Source organism: Dyadobacter sp. HNCC25DJ183 (assembly GCF_056895175.1).
Genome location: NZ_JBXHAP010000012.1, coordinates 1 through 18,092, shown reverse-complemented (window position 1 = coordinate 18,092; position 18,092 = coordinate 1). Strand labels below are relative to the sequence as shown.

Sequence of the window (18,092 nt, the reverse complement as noted above, 5' to 3'; positions counted from 1 at the left end):
CTATTTCTTATAAATGGCAAATCTGCCGTCAAAAAAGGATAGTTTGTAAAACGGGATTGATTTTGCGCCTGCGGCAGGATAGTAAGGTTCAGGTCGGAATTTATAGTCCATTACAATAAAGTTTGCACCATTTTTATACGCCCACCTGGCCATTTTGAGCGTCGTCATTCCCTTCTTCTTCGATTGAAGCTTGTAATTTTCGTGCGTCAACAAGCGGGGATATTCCTCATACTCATTGAAGAAGAATGTTAACGGAACGAATCCAACATACTGATCTTCAATGTGCGGCCTGAGCTTTTCATAAGAAAGCGGCAGGTACTCCATTGTGAAATTACGGTAAATGATCTGTCCCATTCCAAACACACTGATCAGAAAATACGCAACCATAATCAACTTCAATGCCGGACTTGAGAACGGGCGAAGTTTATACAGTTCGTAAATCAGTACCAACATGAACGGTATGAAAAGTACCAGATAAAGAGCTCCATTTGCTTTGGTAATCAGCCAAAACGAAAAGAAAAGCGTGAGCGAGTAGACTCTTAGCATTACCGGCAGTTGTGACACGAACCCCCATTGCTTCCAAAGCAGAAATGCAAACAGTAACGAAATTGAAATCTGTTCGGGTGAATGGAAGAAAAGCCGCGGATATGTTGCCAGCTGTAACAACTTAGAGGATAAGCCGAGCGCATCCTGAGTTGCAGGATCTCCGCTAAACTGATAACTCCAGATCGAAAAACCATTGTTTGCCAAAGCTACATCCAGCCAGTACAGACATGCCACAATGCCACCGGAAATCGTGAATACGAAGGCTGATTTGTATTGTTTGGAATTAATGAGTGTTACAAAGCCTGCGATGAGAAAAATGATCCCATTCAGGTGACACAAAAAAGCCATTGCGGCGAAGATACCTGCTAACATATTTCGTAAAACTGGTCTCTGCTTACCTTGAATCAACAAAAATGAGCCAAAGCCAAGTGCGGCCAGCATCATTTCGGGGCGGTTCTCAAAGCTCATTTTTATCAATAACCTGTTGGCAAATATGAGAATCAACACTGCAGGCAGGTACCAGGTCCGGAGGCTTTGCTCCCTGATCCTGACGTAATAAACCAGCTCAGCAAGTACAATGCAGAAGAAGATCAATCCGGTGAACTGCAGTACAGGTAAATGGTGGCCAAAGAACTTTATCAGTACCGAGCCAAAAAGGAGGAAGAATTTGTGACTGACCAGAATTTGCTTTTCCCATCCCAATAAGCCCCTGAAATATTCCGACCGGATTACGCCTTCCCTTTCAAGCCAATAGGACTGTTCCCCAAACCAGGCATCGTCGCCGGTAGGGTACCGATGAAAGTAGGATAGCAAAGTGAGTGCAACAAAAAACGATAGGATAGCAAATAGTTTGCCTCTTGATATTTCCAGCATTTAGATAGTTCACAAAAACCTGTAATTGCGAAACTCAAATAACCGGCGGCCTGTCCTTTTCTCGTACCAGTACAAAAGCGCGTCTTTCAGCCGGAATTTCTTTTTTGATATATCCAGATCCACTTTCCAGGTCTGACTTTCAATGCGTTTCCGCATCACAGCTGGGTGTGTTCCGTCGAATACGCGGATAGAATCAAATTCCTCATAATTGAAAAAATCCTCCGATTGCAGGATCTTTTCCCATTCATTATCCTCATTCCAGAAGCGACTTACATTCTTCATTTTAGTCTTCATCTGGACCGGACTTTTCACCCACCCATAATGATATACGGCGGCGCCGGAATGCTTTACATTCAACTTCGTTCTGCCACGCCTAAAACCCTGCGCGTCCCTGAATGCAGTGATGGGCGTTTCTTTCGGCTGTTTTTCATTCCTTATAATGCGTATTTCACGGCGGTACCATTTTCGGCTGTCGCCCACATAATCATAAGTCCCGTAAAAGTGAAGATAGTCAAAAACTAACCCTTCCACTTCCGGACTGTTTACATATTTTTTGCAGGATTCAAGAATGGCCGGATGGTACTTCTCGTGCACCACCTCATCGCCCTGAATGTAAAATGCCCAGTCACTATCGGGCGAAATCTGCTGCAGAGCTTTGTCTGTTTCAACAGCCAGCACTTTTCCACCAGCACGCAGCGACATATCCCACTCTGATTCAACAATACGGATCTTACCAGAGGGAATGGACTTAATTAAATCCAGTGTACCGTCTTCACTAACTCCAACACTCACAAGCATTTCGTCGACAACCGGAAGAATAGAAATGATTGCCTCGACGATAGGATAATCGTTAATAACCGCGTTTCTGATGATGGTAAATCCGGAAATTTTCAACAGTATATAGGTTTAAATTGACTAACGATCCGCAGCTTTTCTACCGACAATTAAGGTATTGAAAAAGGCAAAGTTAAGTCATTCCCGGCAAGTATAGTGAGAAATAAGTCTATCCATTTGACTTGTCCGTCCTTGAGTTTTCGGGCCAAAGCATGTAGATTTGTTAATCCCGGCTGCTGCTATCTCTGGCCAGCGACACACAGCGGGTTGTTCAAAATTTATCCCCGTATATACTCAAACTAATTATGTCACAAGAACTTGCGCGTCAGGAGCCCCTGCTGATAGAAGATCCATTGCGGTTTGTTTTATTTCCTATTAAACATTCCGATATCTGGGAAATGTACAAAAGACATGAGGCTTCATTCTGGACTGCCGAGGAGATTGATCTGGGGCAGGATATGAAGGACTGGGAAAATCTTAACGATGGGGAACGCCACTTCATTTCGCACGTACTTGCATTCTTTGCAGCCTCAGACGGCATTGTAAATGAGAACCTTGCAGTTAATTTCCTCAGTGAAGTCCAATATGCGGAGGCGAAGTGTTTCTATGGTTTCCAGATTGCAATGGAAAACATCCACTCCGAAACTTACTCGCTGCTGATTGATACTTATATTAAAGATGCAGTTGAAAAAGACCGCCTTTTGCGCGCAATTGAAACTGTTCCTTGCGTAGGCAAAAAAGCAGAATGGGCGTTGAAATGGATCAATAGTCCGGTTTTCGCGGAAAGAATCATTGCATTTGCAGCAGTAGAAGGTATCTTCTTCTCAGGCTCATTCTGCTCTATTTTCTGGCTGAAAAAGCGTGGCTTAATGCCCGGACTTTCTTTCTCCAATGAATTGATTTCCAGAGACGAAGGTCTGCACTGTGAGTTTGCTTGTCTCCTTTACACAAGACACATCGTCAACCAGCTCGATCCCGCAAGAGTAATCGAAATCATGCTGGACGCGGTGGAGATTGAAAAAGAATTCATTACCGAAGCGTTACCAGTTTCCCTGATCGGAATGAATGCTGATCTGATGAAACAATATATTGAATACATCGCCGACTTCTGGCTTGAAAGACTGGGCTGCGAAAAGCAATTCGGTTCGGCTAACCCATTCGATTTCATGGAGTTGATCTCACTTCCTGGTAAGACTAACTTCTTCGAAAAACGCGTAGGAGAATATCAGAAAGCCGGCGTAATGAGCGGCGTGAAAGACAAAGATTCAGGTCACAGAATTTCGTTCGATTCGGACTTCTAAGGTTTGTCATGCTGACAAAGCCTCTATTTCTTTCCAGACCAATTCTCCCTCATACCCTTTGGCCAGAGCATATCTGGCCAATTTTTGTTTCAGGACCAACGGATTTGATTCGGTTCTTTCCAGTAAAGTCTTTTTCTTTTCAAGAAGCTGTTTTAAAGTTGCCAGGTAACTTTCATCCTTGATCTCCGCCATTCCCTGATCGAGGCTGTACTTACTGATTCCGCGGCGCTGCAATTCTTGTTTGATCTTGATCCTGCCCCAGTTTTTCACGCGAAACTTACCCCCAGCAAAAGTCTTGGCGAAACGCTCCTCGCTGAGGTAGTTTTGTGAAATCAGTTCTGCGATGATCTCATCGGCTTCGTCGCCCCACACATTCCATTTTCGCAGCCGCTGGCGCACTTCATCCTGCGTCCGCTCCTGATAGGCGCAATAGGAAGCTGCTTTTTGGAGAATAAGGCGGTCCATCGTGAATATTAATTATTGTTAATGCAATGCAAGAATAAAGAAAATATCTCCGATCAATAACTATTTTTGAAACTAATAACACCCCGACCTACTTATTAAACCCGGCTACCAATGAATCTCGAACGACGGTCATTTCTGAAACTTGTACCTGCTGTTTCCACGCTCCCATTCTTTTCTAATAGTTTGAACGCCGCTCCAAAAGCGAGAATTGCAATGCGGTTTATCGTCGCTTCTGACGGGCATTACGGTCAGCCAAACACTGAATTTCAGAAATTCCACAGTGACCTGATCAGCTGGATAAACCGGGAAAAAATGCAGAAAGGTGTTGATTTTCTTTTTATCAACGGCGACCTGATCCACGACGAGCCGACATTGTTATACGACTTCAAAAAAGCCATTTCCGGGCTTAGTGTACCTTTTTTTGTGAGTCGCGGTAACCACGATAAAGTAGGACTCGATGTTTGGGAAAGCACCTGGGGCTACCCTACCAATCACAGTTTTGCCAAAGGCGAATACGCATTTGTGGTAGGTGATACTTCCAACGAAAAGGGTGAATACGTTTGTCCCGACGCTGCCTGGCTAAGGACGGAACTTGCCAAATACAAAGAAAAGAAGGGCATTTTCGTCTTCCTGCACATTACCCCGGCCAAATGGACCGTGAATGGAATTGAATGCAAGGAAGTAATCGACCTTTTTGAAAATACCCCCAACGTAAAAGCCATTTTCAACGGCCACGACCACGACCAGGACAGCACAAAACAATACGGCAAAAAACCCTATTTCTTCGATGCCCACTTCGGCGGCAACTGGGGAACAGCTTACAAAGGCTACCGCGTCGTGGAAATTTATGAAGATCACACCTGGCAATCGTACCAATATAACCCTACGGCTGCGCCGGTTTTGAATACGTTTTCGGGGAAAAGCTAAGTTCTATTTGGGATAGTTCTGATGCGCCTTTACGCTCTTAATCTGATTGGTATGCCGCTGCGTATGCGCAATCCAGAGTAATGTATATTGTTGCAGATCCCTAACCCGCCACACTCCTGCATCTTTTGAACGAAAAACAAAATGTAATCTAAAATCAGTTTTGGTTTCTCTGATAAGCGCGATCAATTCATTTCGAAAACGATTGAAATAGGCTATCAGATCTCTTTCATTTTCAAAACGACCTAGGGGCTGAGCGATAAACGGAGCCTTCAACTTGATCGGATCGTCGGTATACGCTGTCATCACCGAATCAAGACCTTTCACCTTATCAACCCACTCAGGCATTTCTGGTGAATATTGTTTGTTCAACAAATCCCAGTAAAGCAACTCATCATAGATAGCCAAATGCTCTATGATTTCCGCAACAGACCAACCTACACTGTCGGGCTTGAAACGGATTTGTTTCTTGGTTAAGCCATTTACCTCACTAAGAAGGTCATTTTGCGAAGACTGTAACCCTTCCAACAAAATTTGCCGCTCCTGCTCCGTCCAGATTGGGCTTTTGGTTTGAGCAAATGATGTTCCGCTTAACAACAGCGTAAGTACAATTAAGATATGTTTCATAGCTTGCTTCTCGTTTCGAAAGCTATCAAGGTAGTAATTCGCACATTCGCTTACTTGGAGATTGACCTATCGGTAGCGGTCGTCTTTTTATCGGCTCAAAAAACTTTAGTAAGTTTCTCCAAACAAAAAAAGAAGCTCGGGAAGAGCTTCTTTTACTAAAATGATCGTTCGTAAAGAGACTTTACTCCACCCGAATCAAATGATTCTTTTTCCCTTTGGAAATCAACAAAAACTTATCCTGCAATAACGAAAAGTCACTCAGCGCCTGCGCCTCAGACGTAACCTTTACCTTGTTTACACTCACTGCATTCTGCTGGATCGCGCGGCGGGCTTCGCCCTTTGAAGGATAAATCTCGGCTCTGGTAACTATTGAAACCAGATCCAGAATATTTGCTGTTCCATTCCATTCCTCCCGGCTAATTTCAGTTTGCGGTACGCCGTTAAAAATCGTGTCAAACTCATCGATCTCAATGCTTTGCAAAGTTTCCAGCGTAGCTTTTCCAAACAAAACTTCCGAAGCTTTGATCACCAGCTGATATGCTTTCTCAGAATGCACGCGTGTAGTCAGCTCTTCGGCCAATGCTTTTTGCATAATGCGCAAATGCGGCTCGGCGGCGTGGCTTTTTTCGAGGGCTTCGATTTCCTCGCGGCCTTTGAATGAATATACCCGCAGGTAACGTGGCAAATCTTCGTCTGCCTGGTTGAGCCAGAATTGGTAGAACTCGTAAGGAGACGTTTTTTCAGGATCGAGCCAGATGTTTCCGCCTTCGGATTTACCGAATTTTGAACCGTCGGATTTCGTCAAAAGTGGCGTGGTAAGCGCGTAGGCTTTGAAATAACCTTCTTCGTCGCCTTCTTTTCTGCGGATAATTTCGGTGCCGGTCGTGATGTTACCCCACTGATCGGAGCCGCCCATTTGCAGACGGATATTCTTGGTTTTATATAAATAGTAAAAATCGTAACCCTGCAAAAGCTGGTACGAAAACTCGGTAAAGGAAATGCCCGTTTCCAGACGTTTCTTAACCGAATCTTTGGACATCATATAATTAACGCTCAGGTACTTACCAGCTTCGCGCAGGAATTGTAAAAAGCCAATATCTTTGAACCAATCATAGTTATTGACCATTTCGGCAGAGTTTTCGCCGCAGTCAAAATCAAGGAATTGTTCCAGTTGTTTTTTGATCCCTTCCTGATTGAAACGCAATGTATCTTCATCCAGAAACGAACGCTCAGCTGCTTTAAAAGAAGGGTCTCCGATCATCCCGGTCGCGCCACCTACAAGTGCAAACGGCTTGTGACCAGCACGTTGGAAATGCACAAGCAGCATAATTGTTGCCAGGTTGCCAATATGCAGAGAGGAAGCAGTGGGATCGAAACCAATGTAACCGGCAGTCATTTCCTTATTCAGTTGCTCCTGTGTGCCCGGCATGACGTCGTGCAGCATTCCGCGCCAGCGCAGTTCCTCGATAAAATCAATTTCCATTGTGAGTTCAAGTACATTTTCAAATCGAAGCGCAAAGGTAAAATTTATAGACTTGAAATGCTGCGCTATCCACAAGGTTTTGGAAGTCGCACCTCATATTTCCCCCAAAAACTGTTATTTTGGTATTGATAAAAGATTTAAATGCAATATCCTCACATGCTTAAAAAACTGACTACCACACTATTGATCTTCTCTCTGGCCTTGCTGTGTGCACGGCAAGTGCTGGCGCAGACCACCTACTGCAACCCGATGGATATCGATTACAAATACAATTTCGAGCAGCTCAACGAAAATATCAGCTACCGCTCCGGCGCTGATCCCGTGATAATCAACCACAAAGGCGAATATTTCCTGTTCGTCACCATTTCCGGCGGCTATTGGCATTCGAAAGATATGCTAACCTGGAAGTACCTCACTGCCAATCGTTGGCCTTTTGAAGATATGTGCGCGCCCGCAGCCGTTTCGGTGCGGGATACCTTGTTTTTGTTCCAATCCACATTCGAATCCAGACCTATTTTGTACTCAGTAGCGCCGGAAAAAGGCATTTGGGAGTTTTACAACCGCTGGACGCCGAGACTGCCGAAAGATATTGGCCCGTGGGACCCCGCGCTTTTTCATGATCCCGACACTGATAAATGGTATATGTACTGGGGCTCGTCGAATGTGTACCCAATTTTCGGCTCCGAGCTCGATTATTCCAAAAGACTTGCATTCAAAGGTGATTACAAAGCGATGTTTTGGTTAAATCAGTACGATCACGGCTGGGAACGTTTTGGGCCAAACCACTCGGATCCATTTAAACCCTTCACCGAGGGCGCTTGGATGACGAAGCATAAAGGCAAATATTACCTCCAATACGGCGCGCCAGGCACGGAATACAATGTATATGCAAATGGTACTTACGTGGGCGACGATCCGCTTGGGCCGTTTACTTACGCGCCTTACAACCCCGTTTCCTACAAGCCAGGCGGCTTCGCGACTGGCGCCGGTCACGGGAATACTTTTCAGGATAACTACGGAAATTACTGGAATACCGGCACCACCTGGATCGGGCTGAACTGGGGAATGGAGCGGCGCATTGTGATGTACCCGGCAGGCTTTGACAAAGACGGACAAATGTTCGCCAACACGCGTTTCGGCGATTTCCCGCACAAAATGACGACCAAAACCTGGTCCGGCAAAGGCGACGAACAGTTCACGGGCTGGATGCTTTTATCCTACAAAAAACCAGTAACAGCCTCATCGACAATAGATTCAATGTCGGCCGCGAAGATTACCGATGAAAACCCGCGTACATTCTGGGCTGCAAAGCAAAACAAGCCCGGGGAAAACCTAACGATCGATCTCGGAGCCGAACAGGAAGTAAAGGCAATTCAGGTAAATTACACCGATTATAAATCCAATATCTTTGACAACAAACCCGAAAAAGTTTACACGCAATTCAAGATCCTGACTTCGAAAGATGGCAAGAAATGGGAGCCAGCGGCAGATCTTTCCAACGAACCAAAACGCGACCGGCCAGTAGCTTACATTGAACTCGCAAAACCCGTAAAAGCCCGATATGTGCGCTACGAGCACATTTACGTAGCCTCGCCCACTCTCGCAATCAGCGAGTTTCGTGTGTTTGGAAATGGTTTTGGAAAAGCGCCCGCTACTCCAAAAAGCTTTACAGCTGTTCGCCAAAAAGACGCCCGGAATGTGGATTTGAAATGGGAAAAAGTGCCCGGCGCGATTGGATACAATGTTCTTTGGGGAATCTCACCAGATAAATTATACCAAACCTACCAGTTCTGGCACGACGAGCCGAATGCATTTGAATTGCGCGCATTGAATGTAGGGGTGCCTTATTATTTCAATATTGAAGCTTTTAATGAGAATGGGGTTTCCGGAGTGAGTAAGGTTGTTGGGATTAGGTAGCAAATCAACATGGTAAGCAGCGACTAACATATGCAAAGATATCTTTCACTATTTTCACCAAAATAAATAACAAAGTTTTTGTAGGAAACTCGATTATTGATTACATTTACATGAAGAAGTTCGAAACTATCCCGGAAGCGTTTGATTGGTGGATAAAGAATGTATATCCATCATTACCGCCAGCAGTGAAAAAGGGCAAACCTGTTGTGGCTTGGAGAGACTATACCTATAATCAGGGAATTTCCGAAAAACGAATGCGAGACATTTTAATTGAATTCGGAAATTTTAGAATTGAGACTTTGATTGTCTATGAGCCGTAAAGCGGCTTTTTATTTGCCTAAAATTAATCGAGAATCCTACAAATTCAGTTATTTACTATAAACAACTTAAAACTATGAACACACTAAAAACCAGCTTATCGGACGAAGCCTTAGTTAAACAAAACGAGATCATTCGTGATTTTTTCGCAACCGACCATGTCAGTGAAATGGTGGAATCAATGCACTATATGGTTGAAAGCTTCTTGTTCAGTTCAGATCTGGAAAATGTTACTTCTGAGATGCGCGTGCATATTGTGAACCAGCTGAGAGTTGCGACTATGCTGACGAAACTGGACACAACTTGCAAGTGCGTTGTATAATTCACAATCATTGTAAACAGGAGGCTCCTCAGGAGCCTTTTGTGCTTATAGGAATATGTTGTTTCTATAAACAGGGCGTTCCTCCGGAACGGTTTTCGCGCTTAGCAAGTGCATTGGCTCCTGCGGAGCCTCCTGTTTATAGAAAATGTGCTAACGTGAAAATCGCGGCTCCGGAGGAGCCCCCTGTAACTAAGCTAAATATGACTTGCTAGCGACCATCTCAAATGCATTCAGTAATTGAAAACAGGCGGCTCCTCAGGAACCTTTGTGAAATGTGGATACGGCAATCACAGCTCCAGAGGAGCTTCCTGTTTATAGAAAAATGTGGACGGCGTAAATAGCGGCCCCAGAGGGGCCTCCTGTTTATAGAAAAACGATTATTGTGCGATGTAGTTCAACATCTTAGTCACATTGCTAAGACCCAGCTGGATTGTATTAACGGATTTAGTACCGTGATAGTAGCCAGCCAAATGCAGTTCGTCATAAACATCTACTAAAAGTCTAAGCAATTTTTTATCATACTTGCCAACTCCTACAATATAATCTTCAATGCTGGTCGGTTTCTTGAAATGAATACCTTCTTTTTGCTTCAGAAATTCATCCAAAATAAGCAGCGCCGCTGAATAAGCCGTGCCCGAGGCCATTTTGACGTATTTTACATCGGCATACAATCCGTCTTTCTTCCCAGCCTTTTCGCTGAGAATGGTGCGTGCATTCTCCAAATAGCGCTGCGCTTCCTCCGCAGCGGATCTTTCTTCGTGTGTTTTTGCTGACATAAATGATAATGGTGTGACAAACCGTCCATTCTTACTGGACAAATTATTTATTCTTCGAGAAGAGATCAAAGGCGATATAATCATCACCACCATCTCCACTCATTTTGCAAACAGATGCGCCCAAAGGGCATAAATCTAAAATCAGTCTGAGATAATCGATGTTACCTGAGCCAGTTGCTTTGTCATATTCAACCGGAACATTCTGTACATCTTTCAACAAATCTTCCCCGGCAATTACAATAAGTGCATTTCTGGAATCAACCAAATGGCTGGCGAGTGTACAGAAATTCGTGGCATCCAAAGGTTCGACGCGCTGGGTATTCATTAAAACGAGGTACTTGAAGCCTGCAACTTCATCGAACAAAACACTCCTTAAATCTTGAAGTGCTTCCGCTAACAAGTCATTGTAGCTTTCTCCAAATGATCCCTGCACATAATAGCGCGTACACTTTACCCAATCTGCCAGCCAGCGATCCTGATCTGAAATGATGCTGACAGGATAATGGCGGTCGCCTTTGTAATAGAGGTAAACGTGCTCATGCAGAATATCTGAATATTCGATCTTTTTCATTTAAAGGCCTAATCCCGCGGAAGCGTGGTTTCCGCCTCTTCCGGCAAAAAAGTAATGCCCTCGTAAATCGCGGCAACAGATAATGAAAATCCCAGATTGTCAAATGGAACCTGGTCTGTCGGGTTAGCAAAAGTTTGGTAATTCCAGATATCACTGTCGCCAGACCGGGTGTACAATTGCACATAACATTCATATTGTGTGACCAGAAGGTAATATTGCAGCGAGGCGATTTGCTTGTAGAGTTTTAGCTTAAAGACCTGGTCATAGCTGACGGAGCTTTTGGACAAAACTTCAACCAAAATACTGGGATTGCGAACAATATATGTACTGGCAAGATCCTCAGCTGAACAGGTGACCATGGCATCTGGATAACAATAAGTGAAATTTGGAGTGCATTCAACTTTCACGTTTTCAGCAAATGTCTCGCAGCCTCTTGGCTTGAAGATGCCCTTCAAGAGCGTCCTGACACTATCAACAATCCGATTGTGATTCAGTGTTGTGCCGGCCATAGCAAAGATTTCCCCGTCATAATATTCATGACGGATCTCGCTTTTCTCTTCCAATTCGAGATATTCAGGTACGGTGTAGGTGTTTGTTGCCATTTGAGCGAGTCCCATGTGTGTAAAGTGTTTTTATAGTGATTCAACAATTTACACTAACACAATTTAGTAAATCAAATCCGATTATCATGCGGCTTAACTTTTAAGAAGAAGCAGTCAATGCACCTGCGAAAGCATTAATCAGGCTGGCACAATTTTCATAATTTCAGAGTCATGCCATCACAACCACTACTTCAATTTACCGGGAAAAGTATATACTGCTCCGTCGCCGATGCGCACATTGATCCGTGGATACCGGTCGATAAGGCGATTATAACACACGCGCACAGCGACCATGCGCGCTGGGGTAGCAAGCATTATCTTGCGCACAAAGACAGTGAGCCTATTTTGAGGCTACGATTGGGACAGGATATTTCTTTGCAAACTGTTGAATACGGTGAGAAATTCGTGATCAATGGCGTTACTTTTTCCCTATACCCCGCCGGACATATTATCGGCTCAGCGCAGATCAGAGTGGAACATAAAGGCGAAGTATGGGTTGCCAGCGGCGATTATAAATTGGAAGACGACCATTTTGCTGTGCCTTACGAACCCGTGAAATGCAACGTTTTTATAACGGAATCTACATTTGGCCTCCCCATATACAAGTGGCAGCCGCAACATGAAGTTATGTCCGAGATAGATACCTGGTTTGCCCAGAATAAAGCCGAAGGAAAAGCCAGTGTTTTAATGGGCTATTCTTTGGGTAAAATGCAGCGGATATTGAAGAACATACAGTTACCCGACGAGCCTATTTACGCCCACGGAGCTATTTATACATTAAACGACAGGCTGCGTCAGGCAGGCTTCGACTTACCTGAATTAACATTAGTCACCAAAGAGACGGACCGCAAGCTATTCCGCGGCGCACTCGTACTAGCCCCGCCTTCGGTAGACAGCAGCACGTGGATCAAGAAATTCAATCCTTATTCCCTAGGTTATTGTTCGGGCTGGATGGCGCTGCGCGGTGCCAAGAACCGCCGCGCCGTGGATCAGGGTTTCGTATTAAGCGATCACGTCGACTGGCCTGACCTGAACAGGGCAGTAAAAGAAACAGGCGCCGAAAAAGTGTTTGTAACGCACGGATATACCAGTATTTTTTCGCGGTGGTTGAACGAAAATGGCATTGAAGCCGGAGAAGTACACACTATGTATGGAAATGAGGACGAAAACGAAGAGGAAGAAGTAGTTCAGGACGCAGCAGTCGCAAGTGAAAGTTACGAACAACACAAAGCCAAACTGGACGATGAAATCGAAAATACATCAAAAGAAAAGTCCCCAACAGGGGATTTAGGGGTGGAAGGAGGCCGCGAACTATGAAACAATTCGCAGAACTTTTCATGAACCTCGACCGTACCAACAAAACCAATGCAAAGGTGGAGTTGCTGAAACAGTATTTCCTGACAGCCTCAGACGAAGATAAAATATGGGCATTGACCCTTTTTACCGGTCGGAGACCTTCATTTAAGGTCAACCGGACCATGGTAAAAGAATGGGCTGCGCAGGAAGCAAATATCCCGATGTGGCTTTTCCAGGAAAGTTACCAGAGCGTGGGCGACCTGGGCGAGACCATCTCTTTGCTTTTACCTAAAAACCAGACTTTTGACTCTGACAAAACCCTGACTGACTGGTTTCACTACCTCGGTATGTTGCCAGGCATGACGGACGAAGAAAAGCGCGACCACATTATTCAGGCCTGGATGCAGCTTTCGCAGCACGAGACCTTCGTATTCAACAAACTTTTAATGGGCAGTTTCCGCATCGGTGTTTCACAAACGCTTGTAGTGCGGGCCTTGGCAGAGGCGACTGAAATTGACTCCAATGTAATCGCTCACCGCGTCATGGGTCAGTGGGACCCGGCGGATACGACTTTTGAAAAGCTTATATTGGACAAAGGTGAAAACGACAACGCTTCCCGCCCCTACCCTTTTTTCCTTGCTTATGCCATTGAAGGAACCGTGGCCGACCTGGGCCAGCCGGAAGACTGGTTTGCAGAATGGAAATGGGACGGAATCCGCTCACAGATCATTTACCGGAATAACGAACTGTTCATTTGGACGCGGGGAGAAGAGCTTTCGACTGAAAAATTCCCTGAGCTGCATTTCCTGGCGGATGTGCTACCGAATGGAACTGTGCTCGACGGTGAAATTGTGACTTACCAGGACGATCGCCCGATGCCTTTTAATGTGCTGCAAACGCGCATTGGTCGGAAAAATTTATCTAAAAAGGTACTCGAAGAAGCGCCGGTCGCATTTCTGGCTTACGATATTCTGGAAGCAAATGGCGTGGATGTTCGCAGTCACTCGCAGCAGCAGCGCCGGGCAGAGCTGGAAGCACTGCATGCCCAAATGCCAGCACAACGGATATTCAATCTTTCTCCGCTGATTGATTTCAAAGAATGGGAGGAGTTGGCCAACCTGCATTCACTTTCCCGCGAGCAAAATGCAGAAGGGTTTATGATCAAAAGAAAAGCCAGTACTTACCAGGTAGGACGAAAAAAAGGCGATTGGTGGAAATGGAAAATTGATCCGCTGAGCGTTGATGCCGTTTTGATCTATGCCCAAAAAGGCTCCGGCCGGAGAGCGGAGCTGTTTACCGATTACACTTTTGCAGTGTGGGGCGAAGACGGGAAGCTGGTACCGTTTGCCAAAGCGTATTCCGGATTGACAGACCAGGAAATCGGGCAGGTTGATTATTTTATTAAGAGAAATGTACTTGAAAAATTCGGCCCGGTAAGGACGGTGAAGCCTGAGCTGGTTTTTGAGATCGGCTTTGAGGGCATCAATGAATCCACCCGGCATAAGTCAGGTATTGCTGTGCGCTTTCCCAGGATTTTGAGATGGCGGAAAGATAAAAAAGCCGAAGAGGCAGATACTTTGGAGAATTTGAAAGGGATTTTGGAGATGTATAAATGATTAATTAACAAACCACATTCACATAACCTCCATATTCGCGAAACTCCAGTAGGCAAGATATCGCATTTACATGTATTCTTTAAAATCGTCTAGCGGAACATCAAATCATCTGACATTCTGATTGTGCCTTTTATTGTGCCCAGCTCTCGATCGCTGTGAATGGAACTATGTTTTTCCTCAATGAAAGTAATCAAAACCTTCGCCTTATCCCTCACCGGCGGTTCCTCACTTAATGTTACCTGACCATTTTCATAAACTCCTTCGATCGTCGTCCACATATTGGTATAGTTTTATTTGATTAGACAGAACGTTCATTTAGCTTGCTAAATCTAAACATTATTCAATAAGTACTGACAACAACCCGAACCTCCTTGCCAAAATCCCGTGGACATATTATCGCTGAGCAATGGTTTAAGTCCAAAAACTGGAAATGGGCGGATTTTCAAAAGGAAGCGGCGGCTGCTTATTTGGATGGAAAGAGCGGCTTGGTGAATGCGCCTACCGGGAGCGGAAAGACCTATTCACTTTGGGTACCCATTCTCATAAGGCACATTAATTCTCTTCCTGGTAAAGAACCGAAAGCTAATGCGAAAGACCCAAAAGCTAAATCAAAGGAGCCGAAAGTTAAGAAAGGGCTGCAAGTGCTCTGGATCACGCCGCTGCGTGCCTTATCCAAAGATTTGTTCCGCAATATGGAAATGGCGGCGCTGGAAATGAACCTGACCTGGCGCGTCGGAATGCGGACCGGAGATACTAATGCCAAAGACCGCAGCGAGCAGAAAAAACAAATGCCTGATGCGCTGATTATTACACCCGAAAGTCTGCATATTTTATTTGCTCAAAAAAACAATTCGGAGCTGTTCAAAAACCTGCATACCGTTGTCGTAGACGAGTGGCACGAGTTAATGGGCAGCAAACGGGGCACACAAACAGAGCTCGCACTCGCCCGGCTAAGGAAAATGAACCCTGCTTTGCAAACCTGGGGGATTTCGGCGACCATCGGAAACCTGAACGAAGCCAGACAAGTGCTGCTGGGAATGCGTTTTCCGCAAGAGCAGGCGGTGACCATCAAGGCAAATACCGACAAGAAAATTTTAGTAGAAAGTATTATTCCGGATCGCGTTGAAACGCTGCCGTGGTCGGGGTATATGGGCACGCGGTTGGTGGACCAGGTGGTTCAAATTGTGAATCAGAGCAGCACGACATTGCTTTTTACCAATACCAGATCGGGTACCGAGATATGGTACCGGACTATCATTGAAAAATATCCTGAGTTTGCCGGCATTATGGCATTGCACCACGCGTCACTTGACCGTGAAATACGCGACTGGGTGGAAGAGGCTTTGCACGATGAAAGGTTGAAGCTCGTCATCTGCACGGCGAGTCTGGACCTGGGTGTGGACTTCCGGCCGGTAGATACGGTAATTCAGGTCGGCAGCCCGAAAAGCATTGCGCGGTTTATCCAGCGGGCGGGACGCAGTGGCCACCGGCCGGGTGTGGATAGCAAGATCTATTTCTGTCCGACCAATGCACTGGAACTGATCGAGGCGGTTTCGCTCCGGGAAGGTGTTGCCAAAAACATATTGGAAGACCGCCCCCCGGTGGCTCATGCATTTGATGTTTTGGCTCAATGGATGATAACGCTGGCAGTGGGAGAAGGTTTTGATGAAGCGGAATTATTTGAAGAAGTACGCGACAGTTACGGTTATCAGTATATCAACCGGCAGGAATGGGAGTGGCTTTTGGGATATATCACCACCGGCAGCTCTTCCCTGCTGGTCTACGATGAATATAAAAAAGTGGAGCGCGTTAATGGGCGCTATGTAGTTACCAGCAGGCGTATCGCATTGCGCCACCGGCTGAGTATGGGAACGATCGTTTCAGAAACGGGCATTAAGGTGAAGCTGCAAAGCGGGAAGTATCTGGGTACGGTCGAAGAGTCTTTTGTAACCTGGATGAAGCCTGGCGACGTATTTACGTTTGCGGGTATGACCGTGGAGTTTATCAGGATTCACGAAATGACGGTTTCGGTAAAAAAAGCGGAGGGTAAGAAAGGATTTCTGGTTCGCTGGGCGGGAGGAAGAATGCCACTCTCTTCGCAGTTATCGGCATTTATCCGTGAGCGCCTGGCTGACGCCATTGAAAACCCATTCAAGGAAAAAGAGCTTGCCAAAATGCAGCCGCTTTTAGAATTGCAGGCCGAACGCTCCATGATCCCGAAGACAGACGAACTGCTGATCGAGCAATGTGAAACGCGGGAGGGTCACCATATTTTCATTTTTCCATTTGAAGGCCGCCTTGTGCATGAAGGAATGTCGATCATTCTTGCATACCGGCTATCAAAACTCAGCCCGATCACGTTTTCTGTCGCGATGAATGATTATGGATTTGAACTACTTAGTGACCAGTATGTTGACCTTGAAAGTATCTTGCAGAATCACGATCTGTTTTCTACCAAAAACCTCGTGGACGATATTTACCAGAGCGTGAATGCAACTGAAATGGCAAAGCGAAAATTCAGAGAGATTGCTGCGATTTCAGGACTGATGTTTCAGGGTTACCCGGGAAAAAATGTCAAAACAAAACAATTGCAGGCTTCCAGTTCGTTGCTATTTACGGTAATGACCAAATACGAAGACAATAACCTGCTGATCAAGCAAGCTTACCAGGAAGTATTGACCTACCAGCTGGAAGAAGTACGGATGCGGCAGGCGCTGGACCGGATTGCGACGCAGAAAATTATCGTAAAAAAAACACCGAAACCGACACCATTTTCTTTCCCGATTATGGTGGATCGGCTGAGAGAACAATTAACTTCGGAAAAGCTGGAAGACAGAATCCAGAAAATGATCAAACAGTACAGTAATGCAGATTGAAATCAGAGGGGAACATTTTCAGTTATTAACACAAAAGGCCATTTTTTGGGAGGAAACGCAGACATTATTAATTGGGGACCTGCATTTAGGCAAAATAACTCATTTCAGAAAAGAGGGAATTGCACTGCCTCCCAATGCGATTGACAATAATTTTGCGAGAATGAATGAGCTCGTAAAAAACACCGGCGCCGCCCGCATTATATTTCTCGGAGATCTTTTTCACAGTCAATACAATGCAGAATGGGAGCTTTTCCGCGACTGGCGGCAAACGCATCATTACATTGAAATGCTGATCGTGATCGGCAACCACGACATCTTGCCCGTGAGCCTCTTCCTTGAAGCCGATCTGGAAGTACATTTAAATAATTACGAGGAAGGTAATTTCGTTTTTACCCACCACCCTAAAACAGAGGCTGTGGAGGATAAATTTGTATTCGCCGGACACGTGCATCCCGTTTTTACTACTTATGGAAAAGGCCGACAGAGCGTGCGCTTACCTTGTTTTGTAGTCGATAACCACCAAGCTATTCTTCCCAGTTTCGGCGTTTTCACTGGCGGGTTTCAAATGGATTTAACCAAAAACCGGAAGATATTTATCACGACTGAAACAAAGGTATTTTCGGTGTGTTGAAGGAAGAGGAGTAAGGAGGAAAGGGAGAAAGGAGGGGGTGACTAGTCCTGAAAACCCGATACAGGTTTGGGATAAATAAATTAAAGTTTTGAAACAGTAGCAGACCTAAGTTTG

The 18,092-nt window shown here is 45.2% G+C and carries 18 protein-coding genes; 9 read left to right on the top strand and 9 right to left on the bottom strand.

Annotated features, from left to right (window positions below; all coding sequences use genetic code 11):
* Positions 1 to 1,419 carry a hypothetical protein gene (locus tag AC1XTG_RS25320; protein WP_484843862.1) on the bottom strand — a complete coding sequence of 473 codons (1,419 nt, stop codon included), beginning with the start codon at positions 1,417 to 1,419 and terminating at the stop codon, positions 1 to 3.
* Between the two features lie 9 nt (positions 1,420 to 1,428).
* Complete coding sequence (locus AC1XTG_RS25315) at positions 1,429 to 2,313, bottom strand: glycosyltransferase family protein (RefSeq protein ID WP_484843861.1); 885 nt, start codon at positions 2,311 to 2,313, stop codon at positions 1,429 to 1,431.
* A gap of 245 nt (positions 2,314 to 2,558) precedes the next feature.
* On the opposite strand from AC1XTG_RS25315, the gene AC1XTG_RS25310 reads away from it, so the two are divergent.
* Complete coding sequence (locus tag AC1XTG_RS25310; protein ID WP_056291821.1) at positions 2,559 to 3,554, top strand: ribonucleoside-diphosphate reductase small subunit; 996 nt, start codon at positions 2,559 to 2,561, stop codon at positions 3,552 to 3,554.
* Positions 3,555 to 3,560: 6 nt separating this feature from the next.
* Here AC1XTG_RS25310 and AC1XTG_RS25305 read toward each other — a convergent pair whose 3' ends face one another.
* Positions 3,561 to 4,019, bottom strand: a complete 459-nt coding sequence (locus AC1XTG_RS25305; RefSeq protein WP_484843860.1) for a regulatory protein RecX — start codon at positions 4,017 to 4,019, stop codon at positions 3,561 to 3,563.
* Between the two features lie 111 nt (positions 4,020 to 4,130).
* Here AC1XTG_RS25305 and AC1XTG_RS25300 point away from each other — a divergent pair, with 111 nt between their 5' ends.
* Complete coding sequence (locus AC1XTG_RS25300; RefSeq protein WP_484843859.1) at positions 4,131 to 4,946, top strand: metallophosphoesterase family protein; 816 nt, start codon at positions 4,131 to 4,133, stop codon at positions 4,944 to 4,946.
* Between the two features lie 3 nt (positions 4,947 to 4,949).
* On the opposite strand, the gene AC1XTG_RS25295 is transcribed toward AC1XTG_RS25300, so the two are convergent.
* Positions 4,950 to 5,570, bottom strand: a complete 621-nt coding sequence (locus AC1XTG_RS25295; RefSeq protein ID WP_056291829.1) for a DinB family protein — start codon at positions 5,568 to 5,570, stop codon at positions 4,950 to 4,952.
* A 181-nt stretch (positions 5,571 to 5,751) separates the two neighbouring features.
* Complete coding sequence (gene tyrS / locus AC1XTG_RS25290) at positions 5,752 to 7,047, bottom strand: tyrosine--tRNA ligase (RefSeq protein ID WP_484843872.1); 1,296 nt, start codon at positions 7,045 to 7,047, stop codon at positions 5,752 to 5,754.
* Positions 7,048 to 7,209: 162 nt separating this feature from the next.
* Between tyrS and AC1XTG_RS25285 the strand changes: the two genes are divergently transcribed.
* From AC1XTG_RS25285 to AC1XTG_RS25275, 3 genes are all read left to right on the top strand, one after another.
* A complete protein-coding gene (locus AC1XTG_RS25285) occupies positions 7,210 to 8,970 on the top strand; it encodes a discoidin domain-containing protein (RefSeq protein ID WP_056291839.1) in 1,761 nt (586 codons plus the stop codon).
* A 110-nt stretch (positions 8,971 to 9,080) separates the two neighbouring features.
* Positions 9,081 to 9,290: a hypothetical protein gene (locus tag AC1XTG_RS25280; RefSeq protein WP_056291846.1), complete on the top strand. Its 210-nt coding sequence runs from the start codon at positions 9,081 to 9,083 to the stop codon at positions 9,288 to 9,290.
* Between the two features lie 74 nt (positions 9,291 to 9,364).
* Positions 9,365 to 9,610, top strand: coding sequence for a hypothetical protein (locus AC1XTG_RS25275; protein ID WP_056291848.1), 246 nt, complete (start codon positions 9,365 to 9,367; stop codon positions 9,608 to 9,610).
* A 377-nt stretch (positions 9,611 to 9,987) separates the two neighbouring features.
* Here the strand turns inward: AC1XTG_RS25275 and AC1XTG_RS25270 are convergent, their stop codons facing one another.
* From AC1XTG_RS25270 to AC1XTG_RS25260, 3 genes are read right to left on the bottom strand one after another with little or no spacing between them, the layout of a single operon-like run.
* Positions 9,988 to 10,386, bottom strand: a complete 399-nt coding sequence (locus AC1XTG_RS25270; protein ID WP_056291850.1) for a DUF5618 family protein — start codon at positions 10,384 to 10,386, stop codon at positions 9,988 to 9,990.
* Positions 10,387 to 10,429: 43 nt separating this feature from the next.
* Positions 10,430 to 10,957: a hypothetical protein gene (locus AC1XTG_RS25265; RefSeq protein ID WP_056291854.1), complete on the bottom strand. Its 528-nt coding sequence runs from the start codon at positions 10,955 to 10,957 to the stop codon at positions 10,430 to 10,432.
* 8 nt (positions 10,958 to 10,965) lie between these two features.
* Entirely contained in the window at positions 10,966 to 11,574 is a 609-nt protein-coding gene (locus AC1XTG_RS25260; RefSeq protein ID WP_056291865.1) for a Uma2 family endonuclease, read from the bottom strand.
* 156 nt (positions 11,575 to 11,730) lie between these two features.
* Between AC1XTG_RS25260 and AC1XTG_RS25255 the strand changes: the two genes are divergently transcribed.
* On the top strand, positions 11,731 to 12,876 hold the full coding sequence (locus tag AC1XTG_RS25255; protein WP_056291868.1) for a ligase-associated DNA damage response exonuclease: 1,146 nt from the start codon (positions 11,731 to 11,733) through the stop codon (positions 12,874 to 12,876).
* Positions 12,873 to 14,471, top strand: coding sequence for an ATP-dependent DNA ligase (locus AC1XTG_RS25250; protein ID WP_484843858.1), 1,599 nt, complete (start codon positions 12,873 to 12,875; stop codon positions 14,469 to 14,471). The genes AC1XTG_RS25255 and AC1XTG_RS25250 overlap by 4 nt, the downstream gene beginning before the upstream one ends.
* Positions 14,472 to 14,560: 89 nt before the next feature.
* Here AC1XTG_RS25250 and AC1XTG_RS25245 read toward each other — a convergent pair whose 3' ends face one another.
* The gene (locus tag AC1XTG_RS25245; RefSeq protein ID WP_484843857.1) at positions 14,561 to 14,749 is read right to left on the bottom strand and encodes a hypothetical protein; all 189 of its coding nucleotides are present in this window, start codon (positions 14,747 to 14,749) and stop codon (positions 14,561 to 14,563) included.
* Between the two features lie 93 nt (positions 14,750 to 14,842).
* Between AC1XTG_RS25245 and AC1XTG_RS25240 the strand changes: the two genes are divergently transcribed.
* Complete coding sequence (locus AC1XTG_RS25240) at positions 14,843 to 17,347, top strand: ligase-associated DNA damage response DEXH box helicase (protein WP_484843856.1); 2,505 nt, start codon at positions 14,843 to 14,845, stop codon at positions 17,345 to 17,347.
* Positions 17,337 to 17,978 (top strand): ligase-associated DNA damage response endonuclease PdeM, encoded by a 642-nt coding sequence (gene pdeM / locus AC1XTG_RS25235; RefSeq protein WP_484843855.1) that lies wholly within the window; start codon positions 17,337 to 17,339, stop codon positions 17,976 to 17,978. The genes AC1XTG_RS25240 and pdeM overlap by 11 nt, the downstream gene beginning before the upstream one ends.
* Positions 17,979 to 18,092: the final 114 nt, after the last annotated feature.